The 21,169-nt window shown below is 59.8% G+C and carries 17 protein-coding genes; 7 read left to right on the top strand and 10 right to left on the bottom strand.

What is annotated here, in order from left to right:
* Nucleotides 1-32 precede the first annotated feature (32 nt).
* From FJU30_RS04125 to FJU30_RS04095, 7 genes are all read right to left on the bottom strand, one after another.
* Nucleotides 33-704: an MOSC domain-containing protein gene (locus tag FJU30_RS04125; protein ID WP_191091511.1), complete on the bottom strand. Its 672-nt coding sequence runs from the start codon at nt 702-704 to the stop codon at nt 33-35.
* Nucleotides 705-783: 79 nt separating this feature from the next.
* A complete protein-coding gene (locus tag FJU30_RS04120; RefSeq protein WP_150433521.1) occupies nt 784-2,751 on the bottom strand; it encodes a TonB-dependent receptor plug domain-containing protein in 1,968 nt (655 codons plus the stop codon).
* A gap of 80 nt (nt 2,752-2,831) precedes the next feature.
* Nucleotides 2,832-3,677, bottom strand: a complete 846-nt coding sequence (modD, locus tag FJU30_RS04115) for a ModD protein (protein ID WP_150433522.1) — start codon at nt 3,675-3,677, stop codon at nt 2,832-2,834.
* Nucleotides 3,674-4,495 carry a class I SAM-dependent methyltransferase gene (locus FJU30_RS04110; protein WP_150433523.1) on the bottom strand — a complete coding sequence of 274 codons (822 nt, stop codon included), beginning with the start codon at nt 4,493-4,495 and terminating at the stop codon, nt 3,674-3,676. Before FJU30_RS04110 ends, modD begins: the two co-directional genes overlap by 4 nt.
* A 12-nt stretch (nt 4,496-4,507) precedes the next feature.
* On the bottom strand, nt 4,508-5,269 hold the full coding sequence (locus tag FJU30_RS04105) for an ABC transporter ATP-binding protein (RefSeq protein WP_150433524.1): 762 nt from the start codon (nt 5,267-5,269) through the stop codon (nt 4,508-4,510).
* Nucleotides 5,266-6,258 (bottom strand): FecCD family ABC transporter permease, encoded by a 993-nt coding sequence (locus FJU30_RS04100; RefSeq protein WP_150433525.1) that lies wholly within the window; start codon nt 6,256-6,258, stop codon nt 5,266-5,268. Before FJU30_RS04100 ends, FJU30_RS04105 begins: the two co-directional genes overlap by 4 nt.
* The gene (locus FJU30_RS04095) at nt 6,255-7,286 is read right to left on the bottom strand and encodes an ABC transporter substrate-binding protein (protein WP_150433526.1); all 1,032 of its coding nucleotides are present in this window, start codon (nt 7,284-7,286) and stop codon (nt 6,255-6,257) included. The genes FJU30_RS04100 and FJU30_RS04095 overlap by 4 nt, the downstream gene beginning before the upstream one ends.
* Nucleotides 7,287-8,112: 826 nt before the next feature.
* Between FJU30_RS04095 and dusA the strand changes: the two genes are divergently transcribed.
* Complete coding sequence (gene dusA / locus FJU30_RS04090; RefSeq protein ID WP_150433527.1) at nt 8,113-9,153, top strand: tRNA dihydrouridine(20/20a) synthase DusA; 1,041 nt, start codon at nt 8,113-8,115, stop codon at nt 9,151-9,153.
* 190 nt (nt 9,154-9,343) lie between these two features.
* Complete coding sequence (gene pspG, locus FJU30_RS04085) at nt 9,344-9,562, top strand: envelope stress response protein PspG (RefSeq protein WP_150433528.1); 219 nt, start codon at nt 9,344-9,346, stop codon at nt 9,560-9,562.
* Nucleotides 9,563-9,848: 286 nt separating this feature from the next.
* Here the strand turns inward: pspG and FJU30_RS04080 are convergent, their stop codons facing one another.
* Nucleotides 9,849-10,835 carry a quinone oxidoreductase gene (locus tag FJU30_RS04080; RefSeq protein WP_150433529.1) on the bottom strand — a complete coding sequence of 329 codons (987 nt, stop codon included), beginning with the start codon at nt 10,833-10,835 and terminating at the stop codon, nt 9,849-9,851.
* 148 nt (nt 10,836-10,983) lie between these two features.
* On the opposite strand from FJU30_RS04080, the gene dnaB reads away from it, so the two are divergent.
* Nucleotides 10,984-12,390: a replicative DNA helicase gene (dnaB, locus tag FJU30_RS04075; protein ID WP_150433530.1), complete on the top strand. Its 1,407-nt coding sequence runs from the start codon at nt 10,984-10,986 to the stop codon at nt 12,388-12,390.
* An 18-nt stretch (nt 12,391-12,408) separates the two neighbouring features.
* On the top strand, nt 12,409-13,488 hold the full coding sequence (gene alr / locus FJU30_RS04070) for an alanine racemase (RefSeq protein WP_150433531.1): 1,080 nt from the start codon (nt 12,409-12,411) through the stop codon (nt 13,486-13,488).
* A gap of 42 nt (nt 13,489-13,530) precedes the next feature.
* On the opposite strand, the gene FJU30_RS04065 is transcribed toward alr, so the two are convergent.
* A complete protein-coding gene (locus tag FJU30_RS04065; protein WP_150433532.1) occupies nt 13,531-14,916 on the bottom strand; it encodes an amino acid permease in 1,386 nt (461 codons plus the stop codon).
* A gap of 516 nt (nt 14,917-15,432) precedes the next feature.
* Here FJU30_RS04065 and FJU30_RS04060 point away from each other — a divergent pair.
* From FJU30_RS04060 to FJU30_RS04050, 3 genes are all read left to right on the top strand, one after another.
* On the top strand, nt 15,433-15,912 hold the full coding sequence (locus FJU30_RS04060) for an Lrp/AsnC family transcriptional regulator (RefSeq protein ID WP_150433533.1): 480 nt from the start codon (nt 15,433-15,435) through the stop codon (nt 15,910-15,912).
* A 291-nt stretch (nt 15,913-16,203) separates the two neighbouring features.
* Nucleotides 16,204-16,818 (top strand): YitT family protein, encoded by a 615-nt coding sequence (locus FJU30_RS04055; RefSeq protein WP_150433534.1) that lies wholly within the window; start codon nt 16,204-16,206, stop codon nt 16,816-16,818.
* Nucleotides 16,819-16,858: 40 nt separating this feature from the next.
* Nucleotides 16,859-18,049: an amino acid aminotransferase gene (locus tag FJU30_RS04050; RefSeq protein WP_150433535.1), complete on the top strand. Its 1,191-nt coding sequence runs from the start codon at nt 16,859-16,861 to the stop codon at nt 18,047-18,049.
* A 232-nt stretch (nt 18,050-18,281) separates the two neighbouring features.
* Here the strand turns inward: FJU30_RS04050 and uvrA are convergent, their stop codons facing one another.
* Nucleotides 18,282-21,134 carry an excinuclease ABC subunit UvrA gene (gene uvrA, locus FJU30_RS04045; protein WP_150433536.1) on the bottom strand — a complete coding sequence of 951 codons (2,853 nt, stop codon included), beginning with the start codon at nt 21,132-21,134 and terminating at the stop codon, nt 18,282-18,284.
* Nucleotides 21,135-21,169 lie beyond the last annotated feature (35 nt).

The following is a 21,169-nucleotide window of genomic DNA, read 5'->3' as shown; positions in this document are numbered from 1 at the left end:
CGCTAAAAAACCGCCGCGCCCCAGGATTAACGCTACCCGCGCAGCGCCGCCAGCCGCGCGGCAAACTGCGTGCGCCAGGCCGCGGCCAGATAAGGCAGCGACTGCAGCGTTTCCAGCACCGCGACGTCCTGTTCGTTGCCGAACAACACCTGCTGCACCCGGCTGAGCGTCCAGTGAGGATGCGGACGATCGGCCAGCATAAAGACATCGCCGACCCGGACGTCGCCCTCTTCCAATACGCGGTAAAACCAGCCGTTTTTGGCCAGGTGATGCATGGCCTGCGGCATTTCAGGATCGTCGAAACGCTCCTCCATGGTGTGGCATGCTTCGCGCCCCCAGGAGACCTGAACCCGCGCCGAGCCGACCTTTAACACATCGCCAATGCAGATATCCGCCTCGCTCATCCCCTCGGTGGAGAAGTTTTCGCCGAAAATCCCCGGCTGCGCCAGCAGATCCGCTTTGGCGGGGAAACGCTCACGCCAGAAAGCATAATGTTCCCAGGCGTAGTGCATCAGCGCATTATCGGGATCGTCGTACTGCTCGCGATCGCCGTTATCGCACTCCAGCCCGTCGAGATGGATCCGCGCCGCGGGCGCGCTGCGCTTCTGTTTAACCGGCGGCAGCGATTGATCCGCATAGCTTAACGTGTTGCATAAAATAGCCTTCAGGCTGGCTAACCTGACCGGCGTCACTTTCTCTGTCATTACCGTCTCCTGCAAGTTGCGCCGGCCGCGCGCCATCCGTTTCGACGCGCGGCCGGCGCGATTCTTCCGCGCTGCGCGTTTAGAATTTATATTCAACGCCGGCCCAGTAGTTACGCCCTTCTTCAATAAAGCCTTCCGTATAGGCATAGGTCTTATCGAACAGGTTATTCACCGAGGCATTAACGCTCAGACCGTGACCGATTTCATAATCGGCGCGCAAATTGGTTACCGCGAACCCGGCGGCTTTCTGGCTGGCGTCGGTACTGCTGTAGCTGGATGAGCGCGCCTCTTCAGACGCGGTAATGCTCAGCGTGCGCCACGGCGTAACCGTCACCCAGCCGACCAGCGTTTGCGTCGGCAGACCGGTAATTTTGCCGATCTCTTTACGTTTCGCATCGCTGTGGATCGCGCTGTAATTAAGCCCGATCTTGACCAGCTCGGACAGGCTGCCGTTGATGCCCACATCCAGACCGGCGTAGTCTACCCGGCCACTGTTACGGTTCTGCAACGTGTTGGCGTCGATATTTTGCGTCAGAATCGCGTCGTTGACCCAGTTGTAATAGACGCTGGCCTCGTAGCCCCAGCTATCGCTGATATAACCGTTATAGGTCAGGTCGACGCTGCGCGCCCGTTCAGCATTCAGATGAGGATTAACCAGCACCGTCTGGCCGGTGGCCGCTTTACTGGTGGTGTAACGCTCTTTCAGCGTCGGGAAACGGCTGCGGTCGGACAGCGACAGCGCGATCGTATCCCGGTTATCGAAATGGTATTTCGCCATCGTCTGCCAGTTAAATGCGCGCTGGTCGTTATCGTCATAGTGGATGATGTCGCCGTTACTGCCATGCTTCATGCTCTGCAGGCTCTTGCGCCAGTCATAGCTGATGCCGGCCACCACATCAAGATTATCGGCCGCCGCCCACTGATATTCGCTGGCCAGTGACCAGGTACCGTCTTTGTAACGATCATAAGGCGCGGTTGTCGAGCCTTTCTCCCGATGCACATCCTCTTTCCAGTGGGCGGCGAAGGAAAGCAGATCGCTCTCACGCATATCCGCCGACAGCTGCAGCCCGGCGCCGTTGCTGAAATCATCGTAGCGGCTGTAGCTGCCGTTTTTGTTTTGCAACGCCGCGCGCGTGTTATACATCAGCAGGGTATTTTTGAAAGTATCGTGCCAGGCGCGGCTTTTCAGGGTAAAACGATCGCCCAGGCGAGTGGTGCCCTGATAGTAATAACTCTCTTTGTCATATTCCGGCCACTGCCAGTAGCGGGCCGCCTGACCGCTGGTGCCGGCATACGGCGGGCTGTTCTTTTCGCCATCCTGCTTGATCCAGGTGAAGGTGTACTCATCGTTTTCGCGCGGCGTGAAGCCCAGCTTAATCAGGCCGTGTTTATCATCGGACGCCGAATTCTCCCGCTTGCCGCCCTCGCCGACGACGCCGCTTTCCACGCCGTGCGGCAGCCCGACGAAGTCGCGCTTCAGGCGGCTGCCGCTCAGTTGGATATAGCCCAGATCGTTTTTCGCGCCGAACGAGGCGCTGGTGTCGTAAGCATTATCATCGCCGCGGCTCCAGCCCTGACGATAGCTCACCGAACCCTGCAGCGGCTTTTGCGGTTTCTGCGTAGTGATATTGATGGCGCCGCCCATCTGATTCGGCCCCTGCAGCAGAGAGGTGTAGCCTTTAGACACCTCGATCGACGCCAGACCCGAGGTCAGAAAGCGCCCCAAATCCAGGTTGCCGTCGTACGGCACATAAATCGGCACCCCATCATAGAACACCGGCACCTGGCGATTATCAAAGCCGCGCACCCGCACCTGCAGCTCATTGCGATTTCCCGATTTCTGCAGCGAAACGCCCGGGATCACGCTCAGCGCTTCCGCCACGTTGCGTTTGTCCAACTGCGCCATCGCGTCCTGATCAAGAATATCGCTGGTGGCTACCACCGGGCTGGACCAGATGGTCATGCTGTCTTCCTGCTGAGCCGCGTGGCTATTCCCTGTGCCCGTCAACGCAACGGCGATATATAAAAAACTCTTCTTTAATTTCATCCTGCTACCCCTGTCTTATTGTCTATTTTTTGTCATCGACACCGCTGTGCCGCGGCGGTCATTGAATGGCCGCCGCTAATCTATTGGGGATCGAGGCGTACGCTGATATCCGCGGGCGGCGCGTAATAAGGCGCCGACGTCACCAGCAGCGGCACGCCGGTACGCGCCCAGGCGTCAATCGTGTCCAGCGTAATGCCGCCGGCGAGCGAGAAACGGCAGCGGGGAGCCAGCCGAGCCGCGCGCGCCAGAAAAGCCGGCACGTCGTCGATCGGACATTTATCCAGCTGCACCATATCCGGCCCGGCGGCCAGCGCCGCTTCCGCTTGCCGGATGTTATCGGCCTCGACAATGATGGTTTTTTCCGGCGCCTCGCGGCGCAGCGCCGCCACCATCCCGCGCCAGTCGTCGGGATTGGCCCAGAAATGGCGATGGTTGGCGAATAACAAAATCGTCTCCGCACAGCCGGCCCGGTGGATAATGCCGCCGCCGGCAAGCACCGCCTGGGTCGCCAGCAGTTTGGTGCCGGGGATGGTTTTACGCGTGCAGGCGATTTGCCCGTCCGGCACGTGCTGGCGCAGAATGCGCAGCATATCGAACAGGTAGCGAGTGACGCCGCAGCTCCACTCCAGTACGTTCTGCACCGCTTTCCACCCCTGGTGCAGCGCATCGACGCGGCCGCTGACGATCAGCAAGGTATCGCCGGGCCGCACCACCCAACCGTCTTCCAGCGCCAGTTCGACCACCAGGCCGAGCCGCTGCAGCATTTGCCGGGCGACCTCAAGACCGCTGATGCAGCCGCCCTGGCGGTGCTGAAAGACCATACGTCCCTGACGGTCGCCGATGCCCAGCGCGCGCGTGGTGAGATCGCCGCCCTGAATATCGTCGAGCAGCCATTGATCGATCTGCGCCTGCGAATAAAAAATCATGCGCCGTCCTCCGCCAGCGCAACCCGATCCCAGTACACCAGCGCCCAGTCGCGAGTCGGCGAGACCAGCGACCTGTCGCTGTTGCGACGCTGCCGGTAATAGTCAAACAGCCGCTGCCGTTCATCGTCGCTCAGTTCGCCCATCGACCAGCGCACATTCTCCACCAGCCGTTCGAAAGTGGCGTTGTCGCCCTGACAGTTGGGGCCGCGGATAAAATCCACTTTGGCGCGGATCCCCATCTGGTACAGCACATTGACGGCGTAGATGTAATTGGGCAATTCCACCACCGGGCGGCCGATCGCGCGCTGAATATGAACATCCATGAACGACGGGCTGACGGTGTGGGTGGTGTAAACCCGCAGCCGCGCTTTCTGATTGAGCTTCAACATCGCCTGACGCAAATCCGCCACCAGCGTGGAGCGCGACGCCACGGCGATATCGCATTGCGGCAGATCGTCCCACTCATCCTCCCAGGCGCGGCGGATCAGGGTCGCATTATCAATGCCCTGCTCCTGCGCCCGCCGCGCGGCCAGCTGTAACATGCCGCTGCTGTAATCCACGCCGTACACCCGCTGCAGCCGGTCGGCCAGCGCCAGGCAAACGGATCCCGGACCGCAGCCCATATCCAGCAGCGTATCGGCGCCGCTGAGATCCATCTTCGTCAACAGTTGCGGCAGGTAGGTGTCCTGCGGGCTTGCGCAGCTTGCGGCCATTTTTTCCGCACGCTGATCCCAGTGTTCGGGCGTTTTTTCCGTGCGCTCGGCCAGCTTCAGCTGCTGCTGGTAGAGGTCGGCAAAATTAATTTCATCAATCAGCATGGCGGGCTCCCCTTATGTCCATTGTTCTGTTCCCAGATGGCGCCGTATCTCTTCCGGCTGTACGTGATAGAGCGCGGCTAACGCTTCGCAACTCAGCATGGTTTCGGGCGGCCCCTGGCTCACCGTGCCCGGCGGCGCGATTAACACCACCCGATCGGCGACGGCCCGGGCATGCATCGGATGGTGCGTCGCCATCAGCAGGGTCATGCCGCGCGCCCTTAGCTGGCGGATGGTATTCAGCAGGGTGATTTGGTGGCCAAAATCGAGACTCGCCGCCGGCTCATCCAGCAGCAGCAGACGCGGCCGCTGCACCAGCGCGCGCGCGATCAGCACCAGTTGGCGCTCCCCGCCGCTCAGGGTGGCCCAGACGCGATGCTCCAGATGACCAATGCCGAGCGTATCCAGCGTATGGCGAGCCAGTTCGCGTTCGCGCCGGCCGGGCGAGGAAAACACACTCATATGCACGCTGCAGCCCATCAGCACCATATCCAGCGCCTGAAAGGCGAAGGGACCATCATGCGCCTGCGGCACCCAGGCCATGACGGCCGCCCGATCCGCCGGCGACCAGTCGCCGACCGGTTTGCCGGCCAGCAGAATCTCGCCGCCGAGCGGCGGCAGCAGGCCAAGCAGCGTGCGAATCAACGTGGTTTTACCGCAGCCGTTGGCCCCCAGCAGGCAGCAAATTTCTTCGCGTCGCAGATCGAACGTCACGCCGTCGATCACCGTCCGGCGCGGATAGCCGAGGGTCGCATGGTTAAAACGCACCAGCGTCATACCCGCCCTCCGCGCAGCAGCAACAGCAGAAAAAACGGCGCGCCGATCAGCGCGGTCAGGATGCCGAGCGGCAGCTCGATGTCGCTCGCCGAGCGCGCCAGGGTATCCGTCAGCAACAGCAGCAGCGCGCCGCAGCCCATCGACGCCGGTAGCAGCCGCTGATAATTGTTGCCGGTCAGCAGGCGGCAGATGTGCGGCACCACTAATCCAATCCAGCCGATAATGCCGGCGATGGCGACCGCGCTGGCGGTCATCAGCGTGGCGCTGACGATGATCACCAGCCGCAGGCGCGCGACATTCAGCCCCATCGAGCGCGCTTCATCGTCCGACAGGCTCAGCAAATTCATCCGCCAGCGCAGCAGCAGCAGCGGCAGCATCCCGCCCAGCAGCAGCGGCGCGGCGATGCGCAGATCCGCCAGCGTAGTGGAGGACAGGCTGCCCAGCAGCCAGAAGGTGATCGACGGCAACTGGGTGTAGGGATCGGACAGAATCTTAATCAGCGAAATTACGGCGCCGCATAGCGTGCCCAGCGCGATGCCGATCAACACCAGCGACAGCACCGGATCGTGACGTTTCGCCAGCCGGGCGATCGCGCACACGCCCGCCACCACCGACAAACCGCCGGCGAAAGCCAGCGCCTGGATCAGCAGCATCGGCAGGCCAAACCAAATGGCGATGCTGGCGCCCATCCCGGCGCCGGCCGACACCCCCAGAATGTCCGGCGATACCAGCGGATTGCGGAACATACCCTGATAGGCGGCCCCGGCGCCGGAAAGCCCGGCGCCGATCAGCAGCGCCGCCAGGATACGCGGCAGACGGATCTGCCAGAACACGATGGCGGCGCGGGGATCGACATCCCGCCCTTCCGGCGCACTCAGCAAATAAAACACCTGAGCGGGCGTCAGCGAGAAAGCGCCGCTCATCAGAGCCAACGCCACGCAGGCCAGCGCCGCCAGACAAAGCAGCAGCGTAACGCGCCGGGAATTCATGCGTCCCCCATCAGACGCTGGTATTGCGCATCGCTGAGTTCGCTGTGGTAGAACAGCGTGAAGAACTCGCGCATGTCGTCTTTAAAGCCGGCCCGCAGCCGCGCGTCGAAATGCGCCTGCAGCCGCCGCATCCCCAGCAGCCGGTTAATGCCCGGCGGCGCGTCCAGCCAGCCAAAGGGAAGACCGGAGAACAACAGCACCTGACGCTTAGCCACCGCGTCGACACCCTGCCAGACGGGATCCTCGCAAATGTAGCGCCAGGTGACGGGATCCTGCGTCAGAATGATATCCGGTTGCCAAAGCAGCAGTTGCTCCATCGATACCTGAGTCAGGCCGCTGCGATCGGCCTGCTGCGCCACATTTTCCAGCCCGAGCAGTTCCGCCGCCTCGGTATGCAGCGAGTGGCGCAGCCCGGTCTCCAGACCGCGCGCGCCGCGCGCCGCGTAGAAGCGAACATTCGCCGCCGGGCTGCCCGCGAACAGCGCCGCGTCGGCTAAAAAACGTTCGGCCAACAGCGCCTGCGATTCCGCCCGCCGCTCCTCGCCCAGCAGCGCGCCGACCTGACGCAGCTGTTGGGCGGAATCCGCCAGCGTGCCGTCAATCAGCACCAGGGGGATGCCGGTTTGTTCGGCGATTCTGCTCGCCTGCGAGCGCCAGGTGCCATCGGCGCTGCCGCAATCGATAATCATGTCCGGATTAAGCGCCAGCACCTTTTCCAGCGACAGCGTACTGGCCCGCCCGGATAAGCGGCCCAGTTTGGTTAAATGACAGAGCGATGAGGAAAACCAGGCGCAGTTATCGCCGGACAGATCAAACGAAGAGAGACCGGGCAACTTCTCCGGCGCGACGGCCAGCAATAACAGATCGGCCGGCGCGCCGGCGCTCAGAATGCGGCGGACACGTTCAGGCGGCGGAAGCTGGCCAAAGGGAAAGAGTAATGACGATGCGGCCCGTACCGGGCCGGAGATAAAAGACAGCGCGCAGCAGGAAGCCAGCGCGCGCAGAAATGTACGTCGGGAAATCGTCATTTTTACAACCAGAAGTAAAATAGTTACCGGAAAGCCAGAGACGCCATGGCGCTGCGCTGTTCATTTTTCAGGTTCGGCGCCGGAGGATCGCCCGCGTCGCCACGCCTCTGAAATCAATGGGATATATGCTCCATGCCCGTCATACCTCAGGTTGCAGGGCGCTGGCTACGCTGCGCGTTGTTCGAAACGATAACGTTTTGTCCAGCAACCCGAATTATCCAGAGGATAAATAATAAAAACGCCTCTCCATTACGCTATATTTTCAGATATATATCGATATTTTTATTTAAAGGCAAAAAAATATTAATGATTATTAACAAAGATTGATCGGTGTCAGTTTTCATATTCTTCCGCCGGTTGACTCACCGCAACGGAGAGCGCCGCGCGCCGCGGCCGCACAGTCCGCCGCATCGCCACCTAACCGGAAAGAAAACGATCACCATATTAAATATCAATATGTTACATACACAACAATGAAATCAAACACAATAGTTTTATTAACCATTAGTACAGTCATTCAGCAGAATTAAATAGCGACAATGACGTAAAACCATTAAATGACGGGAAGATAACGCAGATTAAGATAAAATATTATCACGTCTAATCTTTATTATTTCTTAACACTCATGACTGAAGTCTCTTTATTATCCGTCAGGGTGAATGATTATTATTATAATCGTCGATATTGCCCGAGACGACGCGTCGGGCTGCCCAAAAAGCGCGGTTCACGCTATACTGGCGGGCTAATTTTAGCCCCGGAATCAATACGGGCTGCAGGAAGGCGGCGTAAACGACTGCGTCCGACAAACAGTAAAAACGGTAAGTTATGAGCCAGAAACAGACAGAACAGAATACCCCGCCCGGCAACGACAGCGCGCAAGACACCTCCGGCCGCTGGCGCGGCCGCTTCTCCGTGGCGCCGATGCTGGACTGGACGGATCGTCACTGCCGTTATTTCCACCGCCTGCTGACGCGCCAGACGCTGCTGTACACCGAAATGGTCACCACCGGCGCCATTATTCACGGCAAAGGCGATTATCTGGCCTACAGCGCGGAAGAACACCCGCTGGCGCTGCAGTTGGGCGGCAGCGATCCGGCCGCTCTGGCGCACTGCGCGCGTCTGGCGGAGCAGCGCGGCTATGACGAGATTAACCTTAACGTCGGCTGCCCGTCCGATCGGGTGCAGAACGGCCGGTTCGGCGCCTGCCTGATGGCGGAAGCCTCGCTGGTGGCGGACTGCGTTAAAGCGATGCGCGACGCGGTTTCCATCCCGGTGACGGTAAAAACCCGCATCGGCATCGACGAACAGGATAGTTACGCCTTCCTGTGCGCGTTTATCGATACCGTCGCCGGCCGCGGCGAGTGCGATACCTTCATCGTGCACGCTCGCAAGGCCTGGCTGTCGGGGCTCAGTCCGAAAGAGAACCGCGAGGTTCCGCCGCTGGACTATCCGCGCGTTTACCAGCTCAGGCGCGATTTCCCGGCGCTGCGCATCGCGATTAACGGCGGCGTGAAAACGCTTGAGGAAGCCCGGACGCACCTGCGACAGCTGGACGGCGTGATGATGGGGCGGGAAGCCTACCAGAATCCCGGCGTGCTGGCGCAGGTCGACCGCGAGCTGTTCAATGCCGAGGCCGTGGTGCCGGAGAAGGCGGACGTCGTGCAATCCATGTATCCTTATATTGAGCGGGAACTGGCGCGCGGCGCGTTATTGGGCCATATCACCCGCCACATGCTCGGCCTGTTCCAGGGCGTGCCCGGCGCACGTCAGTGGCGACGCCACCTGAGCGAAAACGCGCACAAACCCGGCGCGGATGTCCGCGTGCTCGAACAGGCGCTGGCGCTGGTCAATCGGCGGCCAGCCTGATGGTGTATTTGCCCAACAGTTAGTCTGGTTCGCCATATCCCTCCGTCGCCCTGTCGGCCTCCTCCTGCTAAATCAAATAGTTATATTCCCCGACAGGGTGGCACGCTTCTTGTAATAACGTTGCCAACGTTATTCCGTTTCGGCCTGGCCGGACGGGTCTGACTGTGCACGATAATGACAGGAGCGCATCATGCTGGAAGTCTGTTTTGTGGTTGGATTCTTCGCGATGTTGATGGCGACCGGCATCTCGCTGGCGGGCGTGATTGCCGCGCTGTTCGTGGCGTCGCTGGCGATGTTGATCGGCGGCATGTTCGTTATGCTCATCAACCTGCTTCCCTGGCTGCTGCTGGCCGTGGCGGCAGTGTGGCTGTGGCGCAACATGAAAAATAAGCCGCTGCGCCATCGCTAAACGCCGGCGCAGGGCAAACATCCGCGGCCTGTTGCCAAAACTGTGCGCCAGCAGATATTTTCCGGCCCGCCGATCTGGCAGGATAGCACTCAGTCAGCGCCGGTCACTGCCGGCGCCTCATGTTTTCATCACTGCTGTAAACACAAAATAGCCACGCAGTGGCAGGTTTACGGTGAGTACCACGACTGTACCCTACCCACAGTCCGATGAAATCATCGCCGTCCCCCTAAGCCTCCCGCATGCGGGAGGCTTTTTTACTGCGGCGACGAACAGAGCCAGGCCGCCCTTAGTCCGGAATCAGCAAACAGGAGCCCTGCGTCTGGCGTCCTTCCAGCGCCTGATGCGCCGCCCGCGCATCCGCCAGCGCGAAGCGCTGGCCGGCGGGGATCTCCACCTTAATCGCGCCGCTGGCGATCAGGGAAAACAACGCGCCGCTGGCCTGCTCCAGTTCAGCCCGATTGGTCACATAACCGGACAGCGACGGACGCGTCACATACAGCGATCCTTTCTGATTGAGGATCGCCAGATTAACGCCGGTCACCGGCCCGGACGCATTGCCGAAGCTGACCAGCAGCCCGCGCCGCCGCAGGCTGTCCAGCGACGCCAGCCAGGTGTCCTTGCCGACGGAGTCGTAAACCACCGCCACTTTAGCGCCGCCGGTCAGTTCGCCGACGCGCTGCGCGATATCCTCCGTGCGATAATTAATCGTGGCCCAGGCGCCGGCCTGGCGCGCCCGTTCGGCCTTTTCCTGCGAACCGACCGTGCCGATTAGTTTTGCGCCCAGCGCCCGCGCCCACTGGCAGGCGATCAACCCGACGCCGCCGGCGGCGGCATGAAACAGAAAGGTCTCGCCGGACTGAATTTCGTGGGTCTGACGCAGCAAATAGTAAACCGTCATGCCCTTAAGAAAAGAGGCTGCCGCCTGCTCAACGCTAATCTCATCGGGCAAAATGGCCGCCTTGTCCGCCGGCACGTTATGCACCTCGCTATAGGCGCCCAGCGCAGACTGGGCGTAAACCACACGATCGCCCGTCTTCAGCGCGCTGACCCCGGCCCCCACCTTCACCACCACGCCGGCGGCCTCGGTCCCCAGACCGGACGGCAGCGACGGCGGCGCATAGAGCCCGCTGCGCACGTAGGTATCGATATAATTGATGCCGATGGCCTGGTTCTGCACCTGCACCTCTCCCGCCGCCGGATCGCGCGGGGTAAAGTCGACATACTCCAGCACCGAGGGATCGCCCGGCGCCCTAAACTGAATACGTTTTGCCATCTCCGCTCCTTATCATGAACAACCCGGCTGTGGCGCAGCAGGTCGTACTGCGCGCGGCCGTCATCTTTATGACGCGTGTTATTCAACGCCATCGGATATACAATGCGCCTTTCATTTACGGCAAATCAACCGGTAAAGACGACGTTACATGGCAGAAAAAAAGACTCCCGCAAAACCGAAAGAGCCCCGTGACCGCCAGATGGAAGGACTCAAGCTCCCGCCTCATTCGTTGGAAGCAGAACAATCGGTGCTGGGTGGTTTGATGCTGGATAATGAACGCTGGGATAACGTAGCCGAACGCGTAACGGCCAACGATTTTTATAACCGCGCCCACCGGCTTATCTTCACCGAAATGCAGCGCCTGCTGGAAATGAGCAAGCCGATCGATCTGATCACCCTGTCGGAATCGCTGGAGCAAAAGGGCGATCTGGACACAACCGGCGGGTTTGCCTATCTGGCCGAACTGGCGAAAAACACGCCCAGCGCGGCCAACATCAGCGCCTATGCGGACATCGTGCGCGAACGCGCGGTAGTGCGCGAGATGATCTCGGTGGCCAATGAAATCGCCGACGCCGGTTACGATCCGCAGGGGCGCAGCAGCGAAGATCTGCTCGATCTGGCGGAATCGCGCGTCTTTCAGATCGCCGAAAACCGCGCCAGCAAGGATGAAGGCCCGAAAAGCATCGACCGTATTCTGGAAGATACCGTCGCGCGTATCGAACAGCTGTATCAGAAACCGCACGACGGGGTGACCGGCGTCTCCACCGGCTACCAGGATCTGGATAAAAAGACCGCCGGCCTGCAAAAGTCCGACCTAATTATCGTCGCCGCCCGTCCGTCCATGGGGAAAACCACCTTCGCCATGAACCTGTGTGAAAACGCCGCGATGATGCAGGACAAACCGGTGCTGATCTTCAGTCTGGAGATGCCCGGCGAACAGATCATGATGCGTATGCTGGCGTCGCTGTCGCGCGTGGATCAGACTCGCATTCGTACCGGCCAGCTGGACGACGAGGACTGGGCGCGCATTTCCAGCACCATGGGGATCCTGCTGGAAAAACGCAACATGTACATCGATGACTCGTCCGGCCTGACGCCGACCGAAGTGCGCTCGCGCGCCCGACGGGTATTTCGCGAGCACGACGGCCTGAGCCTGATCATGATCGATTACCTGCAGTTGATGCGCGTACCGGCGCTGTCCGACAACCGCACGCTGGAAATCGCCGAAATATCGCGTTCGCTGAAAGCTCTGGCAAAAGAATTGCAAGTGCCGGTGGTGGCGCTGTCGCAGCTCAACCGTAGTCTGGAACAGCGCGCGGACAAACGCCCGGTCAACTCCGACCTGCGTGAATCCGGTTCAATCGAACAGGATGCCGACCTGATTATGTTTATCTATCGTGATGAGGTTTATCACGAAAACAGCGATATGAAAGGCATCGCTGAGATTATTCTGGGGAAACAGCGTAACGGCCCGATCGGTTCGGTGCGGCTGACCTTTAACGGACAGTGGTCGCGTTTCGATAATTACGCCGGACCACAATATGATGAAGAATAATGCGCTAAGGATGTAGAAATGAAAGCGGCAACCGCCGTCGTAAACCGGCGCGCTCTGCGCCACAACCTGCAGCAAATACGCCGTCTGGCGCCTCAAAGCCGCCTGATCGCCATCGTCAAAGCCAACGCTTACGGGCACGGAATGTCGGAGGTCGCGCAGGTACTGCAGGACGCCGACGGCTACGGCGTCGCCCGTCTGGAAGAGGCGCTGGCTCTGCGAGCCAGCGGAGTCGTCAAACCCATTCTGCTGCTGGAAGGCTTCTTCTGCGCCAGCCAGCTGCCGCTGCTGGTGGAGCACCAACTGGAAACGGCCGTGCATAGCGAGGAGCAACTGGTCGCGCTGGAGCAGGCCAGTCTGGCGCGCCCGGTGCGGGTATGGATGAAACTGGATACCGGAATGCACCGGTTGGGCGTGCGTCCGGATCGCGCAGAAGCCTTCTGGCGACGGCTGTGCCAGTGCCCCACCGTGGTGCAACCCGTTAATATTATGAGCCATTTTTGCCGCGCGGATGAACCCGAGGCGGACGCCACCGAACATCAGCTGGCCTGTTTCGATGCGTTCGCTCTGGGTAAGCCCGGCTTACAGTCTATCGCCGCCTCGGGCGGTATTCTGCTGTGGCCGCAGGCGCACCGCGATCAAATCCGACCCGGCATTATCCTGTACGGCGTCTCGCCGCTGGAAAGCGAAAAGGCCAGCCGGTTTGATCTGCGCCCCGTCATGACGCTGACCGCCAGCCTGATCGCCGTGCGCGAACACAAGGCCGGCGAACCGGTGGGCTACGGCAGCAGCTGGGTCAGCCCGCGCGATACCCGGCTGGGCGTCGTCGCCATCGGCTATGGCGACGGCTATCCGCGCTGCGCGCCAAACGGCACGCCGGTCTGGATCAACGGCCGAATCGTGCCGCTGGCCGGCCGCGTCTCAATGGATATGATCACCGTCGATCTGGGGCCGGACGCGCAGGATCGCGTCGGCGATGACGTCATCCTGTGGGGCGACGCGCTGCCGGTAGAAGACATCGCTGCGGCTACCGGGGTGAGCGCCTATGAGCTAATCACCCGTCTGACCTCGCGTCCGACACGCGAATACGTTGATGAATAACCCCCGCCCCGCGCCCAACGCCGGCGGAACAGACCGCCGGGCCTAACGCTGCCCGGCATTAAGCGCGTCCGCAACGGGCGCGCTTTTCTTCTTCAGCATATAGCCCAGCGCCAGCGCCAGCAGCCAGAACGGGAGCAGCACGACCGAAATCTGAATGCCCGGCGTCAACGCCATAATGACCAGAATACCGGCCAAAAACAGCAGACAGACGAAGTTAGTCAGCGGATAGCCGAGGCTTTTAAAGCGCGTCTGCTGCCGCGCGGCGGCCTTGGCGCGACGAAACTTCAGATGAGTAATACAGATCATCGCCCAGTTGATGACCAGCGCGGACACCACCAGCGCCATCAACAGCTCCAGCGCTTTCGCCGGCATCAGGTAGTTAATCAGCACGCACAGCGCGGTGACCAGCGCCGACACGCTGAGCGCCGCCAGCGGAATGCCGCGCCGGTTTACGGTCAGCAGCGCCTTCGGCGCATTTCCCTGGCGGGCCAGACCAAACAACATACGGCTGTTGCAGTAGACGCAGCTGTTGTAGACCGACAGCGCGGCCGACAGCACCACAATATTCAGAATAGTGGCGACCAGATCGCTGTCCAGCGCGTGAAAAATCAGCACAAACGGGCTGCCGCCCTGCACCACTTTCTGCCACGGATAGAGCGACAACAGCACGGCCAGCGCCCCGACATAAAACAGCAGGATTCGGTAAATAACCTGGTTGGTGGCCTGGGGAATGCTTTTCTGCGGGTTATCCGCTTCCGCCGCGGTAATACCGACCAGTTCCAGCCCGCCGAATGAAAACATGATCACGGCCATCGCCATCACCATGCCGCTAAAACCATTGGGGAAAAAGCCGCCGAATCGCCACAGGTTGGCCACGCTGGCATCCGGACCGCCGCGTCCGCTCGCCAACAGATAGCCGCCGAACCCAATCATGCCGAGAATCGCGGCCACTTTAATGATGGCGAACCAGAACTCCATCTCGCCGTACACTTTCACGTTGGTCAGGTTAATGGCGTTAATCACCACAAAAAACACCATGGCCGACAGCCAGGTCGGAATCCCGGGCCACCAGTACTGAACATAAATCCCCACGGCGGTTAACTCCGCCATACTGACCAGGACGTACAGTACCCAGTAGTTCCAGCCGGACATAAAACCGGCCAGCCTCCCCCAATACTCATTGGCGAAATGGCTGAACGATCCGGCCACCGGCTCCTCCACCACCATCTCGCCTAGCTGGCGCATAATTAAAAACGCGATTACGCCCGCAAGCGCATAGCCCAGCAACACCGAAGGCCCGGCCATTTTAATGGTCTGGGCGATCCCCAGGAACAACCCGGTTCCAATGGCCCCCCCTAAAGCAATCAGTTGGATATGGCGGTTTTTTAGTCCCCGCTGTAACTGTCCCTTTTCTTCATGCTTCGTCATCGTAATTCCTTAATAGTCAATATCGCGCCAGCGATTTAGCAACTATCAGGCCAGCCGACCATGCGCCGGCGACAAAACGGATTAACGCGATGAAATTTTTAATAAATTATTTTTTGCGCCATACTCACAACTCGTGCAGATTGTGGCCACAAAAGATTATATGACGCATAAAATGGATAATTAGCACACAAAACAACCATTACTTTTCCCGTATTCCAGTTTCAGTGCTCCAGGACGGTGCACTGCGGCCTCTCGCCCGCCGCGCGCGAGAAACAATACCTTGCCCGGGCGCTCCCCATATCGGCAAAAACTGATAGTCTTACAGGCATCATTCTTCCTGAGCTCCATGGTTTTCGGGATGCAGGCAGACGGGCGGCGCGTCTTCCCCGACCGACCGGACTCCCCCCCATCGGTCCGACATCGTCCGGCGCGTTGCCCGCCTCGTGCTCGGACCGGGTAACCGGGGATCGCCTGCGCGCCGAAAAATGGAGCGGATATTCCGTACAGCAGGCCACTATGAACATTGATAATTACGATCTGAAAATTCTGACCTTACTGCAGTCCAACGGCCGTCTGACCAACCAGGAATTGAGCGATCTGATTGGCTTATCCGCCTCGCAGTGTTCAAGACGACGTATCGCGCTGGAACAGGCGCAGCTGATTATGGGCTATCACGCGCGTCTGGCGCCCGAAGCCGTCGGGCTGGGCATGCTGGGCCTGATTGAAGTCAGGCTGATCAACCATACCGCCGAATATGTCGAAGGCTTTCACCGCATGCTGGCAGAGGTGGATGCCATCATCGACGCCTATAAAACCACCGGCGATTCCGACTATATGCTGAAGGTGGCGGTGGCGGATTTAGCCAGCCTGAGCACGCTGATCAGTCAGATTTTATCGCTGCACAAAAGCGTATCCCACATTAAGACCGCGGTGGTATTAAACCGGCTCAAAGAAAACGGGCAGATCATTCCCGGCGCGGCCGGCGAAGAAGCCTGATCCGTCCGCCCCCGCTACGCACTTATTTAGGGCGAGAGCGCACTAAATAAGTGCATATTGATGGCCCGACGCAATCAATACACGCATTAAAAACCAATATGTCGCACAATATCGTCGATTAATATAAAATTATCGCACGCTTTTCGCATCAGGCAGGCAACTTACAATTCAATGAGTTACGCCGGCACGCGGCGCCATGCCGTCAGGCCTTCGCCCGGCAAGCCGCCGCACTGGTGTAATTTTTGCTGGCTCTGTGGGTCTTTTGCCATTTTCGTACCGGGTACCTTTCTTATGGATAACGTGATCAACACTGAACGGCCTTCTCATACGCTGCTGGAAGACATTCTGGCGATTTTAATCGGCACGCTGATGGTCTCCTTCGGCGTTGTCCTGCTGCGTCAGTCCGGCGCGTTAACCGGCGGCACGGCCGGGATGGCCTTCCTGCTGCACTATCTGACCCATATCTCCTTCGGGCTCGCCTTCTTTCTGCTGAACCTGCCGTTCTACTACCTGGCGGCGCGCAGAATGGGCTGGCCGTTTACCATCAAAACATTCTGCTCCGTAGCGCTGGTGTCGGTCTTTTCCGATCTGCACCCGCTGTTTATCCATTTTGATCGTTTGCAGCCGTTTTACGCCACGCTATTCGGCAGCGTCATCATGGGACTGGGGTTTATTGTGTTATTTCGCCACAAAGCCAGCCTCGGCGGCGTAAATGTTCTGGCGCTGTATTTACAGGATCGTTATGGTATTCGTGCAGGAAAATTCCAGATGGCGGTGGATGTGATGATCGTGCTGGCTTCGTTGTTCGTGGTCAGCCTGCCGATGCTGGTCGCCTCTGTGCTGGGCGCCACCATACTGAATTTAATTATCGCCATGAACCACCGCCCTGGCCGCTATAGCGTTTAATGGCTTCCGATACCCAATAACTCTCAGGGAGAGCTACACTGTGTTTCAAAATGTTGAGGCTTATGCCGGAGATCCTATCCTGTCGCTGATGGAGCAATTCAAGCAGGACAGCAGAGCGGACAAAGTGAATCTGAGCATCGGTCTGTACTACGACCAACGGGGAATTATTCCCCAGTTGCAGGCGGTAAGCGCGGCGAAAAACAGCCTGCAGCCGGAAAGCAGCGCCTCAAGCTACCTGCCGATGGAAGGGCTACAGCAATATCGCAGCGGTATCCAGCGCCTGCTGTTCGGGGCGCGGCACCCGCTGCTGGCCGCTAACCGCATCGCCACCATTCAGACCGTCGGCGGCTCCGGCGCGCTGAAAGTCGGCGCGGATTTTCTCAAACGCTACTTTCCGAACTCCGGGGTCTGGGTCAGCGACCCGACCTGGGAAAACCACATCGCCATCTTTAGCGGCGCCGGCTTCAAAGTGCACACTTATCCTTACTTCGACGCCGAAAGCCGCGGTGTGAAATTCGACGCGATGCTGACCGCGCTGCAGCAACTGCCGGCGCACAGCATTGTACTGCTGCACCCGTGCTGCCATAACCCCACCGGCTCCGATCTGAGCCGCGATCAGTGGGACCGCGTGATCGAAGTGCTGCTGGCGCGCGATCTTATCCCCTTCCTCGATATCGCCTATCAGGGTTACGGCGACGGAATGGATGAAGACGCCTACGCGATTCGCGCCATGGCCGAGGCCGGCTTAGCGCTGCTGGTCAGCAACTCCTTTTCGAAAATCTTTTCGCTGTATAGCGAACGCGTCGGCGGTTTGTCGGTAGTCTGCGAAAGCCAGGCCGAGCAGGAACGTGTGCTGGGTCAGCTTAAAGCGACCGTACGCCGCAACTACTCCAGCCCGCCGAACTTCGGCGCGCAGATCGTGGCCAAAGTGCTCGGCGACGAAGAACTGCTGGCGCTGTGGCGTTCCGAAGTGGAAGAGATGCGCGCCCGTATTCTGGACATGCGTCAGACGCTGGTTACCGCGCTGAAGGACGCGCTGCCGGAACGCAATTTCGACTACCTGCTGACGCAGCGCGGCATGTTTAGCTACACTGGGATGAGCGCGGCGCAGGTCGATCGTCTGCGTGAGGAATTCGGCGTTTATCTGATCGCCAGCGGCCGCATGTGCCTGTCCGGCCTGAATCACAGCAACGTTCAGCAGGTCGCGCGCGCCATCGCCGCCGTGCAGTAAGTAAACCGCCACACCGCGGGCTTTGCCGCTTATACAGGGTCAGGCCCGTTCTCTTGATGCCCGGCGCGTCGCCATACGTCGGCCGCCGCGCTTAGCTTGCCCGACCCGGGATGACTGCCATTGGCAACGCGTGAATAGAAAACGCGCCGCGCCTCATAAAGACAGCGCGACGCGGATGATGTGAACAGTGAACTGTGGACGCGACGCTATTCTGCCGCAGCGGACCGCCGCATCAGGCGCTCTTCGCGGTCGGCAGGTCCCGTTCCAGCATCGGTTTAAGAAAGCGCGCCGTATGCGACTGTTTACAGGCGGCGACCGTTTCCGGCGTGCCGGCGACCAGAATCTCTCCGCCGCCGCTGCCGCCTTCCGGGCCGAGATCGACAATCCAGTCCGCCGTTTTGATCACATCCAGATTGTGTTCAATCACCACAATGGTGTTGCCCTGATCGCGCAGCTGATGCAGCACGGCCAGCAACTGCTGGATATCGGCAAAGTGCAGCCCGGTGGTCGGTTCGTCGAGGATATACAGCGTCTGGCCGGTACCGCGCTTCGACAGCTCGCGCGCCAGCTTAACGCGCTGCGCCTCGCCGCCCGACAGGGTAGTGGCCGACTGGCCGAGCCGGATATACGACAGGCCGACGTCGATCAGCGTCTGCAGCTTACGCGCCAGCGCCGGGATCGCATCGAAGAACTCGCGCGCCTCTTCAATGGTCATCTCCAGCACTTCGTGGATGCTTTTCCCCTTGTACTTTACTTCCAGCGTTTCACGGTTATAGCGCTTGCCTTTGCACTGGTCGCAGGGAACGTAGATATCCGGCAGAAAGTGCATTTCGACCTTAATCACCCCGTCGCCCTGGCAGGCTTCGCAGCGCCCGCCGCGCACGTTAAAGCTAAAGCGGCCGGGATTATAGCCGCGGCTGCGCGACTCCGGCACGCCGGCGAACAGTTCGCGAATCGGCGTGAAGATGCCGGTATAGGTGGCCGGGTTCGAGCGCGGCGTACGACCGATCGGACTTTGATCGATATCGATCACCTTATCGAAATACTCCAGCCCGCTAATCTCGCGGTACGGCGCCGGCTCGCTCAGCGTCGCGCCATTCAGTTGCCGCTGCGCGATCGGAAACAGAGTATCGTTGATCAGCGTCGACTTGCCGGAACCAGACACCCCGGTCACGCAGGTAAACAGCCCGACCGGGATGGTCAGCGTAACGTCTTTCAGGTTATTGCCCCTCGCCCCGGTCAGCTTCAACACTTTGCCGGCATCGGCCGGCACGCGCTGCGCCGGGATCGCGATCTTGCGCTGGCCGCTCAGGAACTGGCCGGTCAGCGATTCGGGCACCGCCATGATCTGGTCCACATTGCCTTCCGCCACCACCTCGCCGCCGTGCACCCCGGCGCCAGGACCGATATCAATCACGTGGTCGGCGGCGCGAATGGCATCCTCATCGTGTTCGACCACGATGACCGTGTTGCCCAAATTGCGCAGGTGAATCAGCGTTTCCAGCAGGCGTTCGTTATCGCGCTGGTGCAGGCCGATCGACGGCTCATCCAGCACGTACATCACGCCGACCAGCCCGGCGCCGATCTGGCTGGCGAGACGAATACGCTGGGCTTCGCCGCCGGACAGCGTTTCCGCCGAGCGCGACAGCGACAGATAGTTAAGCCCGACGTTAACCAGAAATTTCAGCCGATCGCCGATCTCTTTCAACACTTTTTCGGCGATCTTCGCCCGCTGACCGCTCAGCTTCATGTTGTGGAAAAAGCTCATCGCGTGGCCGATGCTCATATCGGAAATCTGCGGCAGCGTGGTTTCTTCCACATAGACGTGGCGCGCTTCCTCACGCAAACGCGTACCGCCGCAGCTGGCGCAGGGGCGATTGCTGATATACTTCGCCAGCTCCTCGCGCACCGCGCTGGATTCGGTTTCTTTATAGCGCCGTTCCATATTATGCAGCACCCCTTCGAACGGGTGGCGCCGCACCGAGGTATCGCCGCGGTCGTTAACGTATTTAAACTCGATATTTTCCTTGCCGGAGCCGTACAGAATGACTTTCTGCACCGCCGCGCTCAGGCTGCTGAAAGGCGCTTCCACATCGAATTTATAGTGTTCCGCCAGCGAGCGCAGCATCTGGAAATAGTAGAAATTACGCCGATCCCAGCCGCGGATCGCGCCGCCGGCCAGCGAAATATCCGCGTTCTGCACCACGCGATCCGGATCGAAAAACTGCTGAACGCCCAGACCGTCGCAGGCCGGGCAGGCGCCTGCCGGGTTGTTGAAGGAGAACATGCGCGGTTCGAGTTCATGCATGCTGTAACCGCATATCGGGCAGGCGAAGTTGGCGGAAAACAGCAGCTCCGGCGCGGAGGCGTCGTCCATATCGGCCACCACCGCGCTGCCGCCGGACAGTTCCAGCGTGGTTTCGAACGACTCCGCCAGGCGCTGGGCCAGATCGGCGCGCACCTTAAAGCGGTCGACCACCACTTCAATCGTATGTTTCTTCTGCAGTTCCAGCTTCGGCGGATCAGACAGGTCGCACACCTCGCCGTCGATACGGGCGCGGATGTACCCCTGCGAGGCGAGATTTTCCAGCGTTTTGCTGTGTTCGCCTTTGCGTTCCTTAATCACCGGTGCCAGCAGCATCAGTCGGCGCCCTTCCGGTTGGGCCAGAACGTTATCCACCATCTGGCTGACCGTCTGAGCCGCCAGAGTAACGTTATGCTCAGGACAGCGCGGCTCGCCCACGCGGGCGAACAGCAGGCGCAGATAATCGTGGATTTCCGTGATGGTCCCCACGGTAGAGCGCGGATTATGGGAAGTGGATTTCTGCTCAATGGAAATCGCCGGCGACAATCCTTCGATATGATCAACGTCCGGCTTTTCCATCAGCGATAAAAATTGACGCGCATAGGCAGACAACGACTCGACGTAACGCCGCTGCCCTTCCGCATACAGGGTATCAAATGCCAGTGAAGATTTACCTGAACCGGATAAGCCGGTGACAACAATCAGTTTGTCGCGCGGGATAACCAGATTGATATTCTTAAGATTGTGGGTACGAGCGCCCCGGATTTCTATCTTATCCATTCACACACTTCCCGGAATAAACTGAGCTTTGCATC

It is taken from the genome of Affinibrenneria salicis (assembly GCF_008710095.1).
Note: the sequence above shows the minus strand (reverse complement) of the source record. Positions and strands in the feature narration are given on the sequence as shown.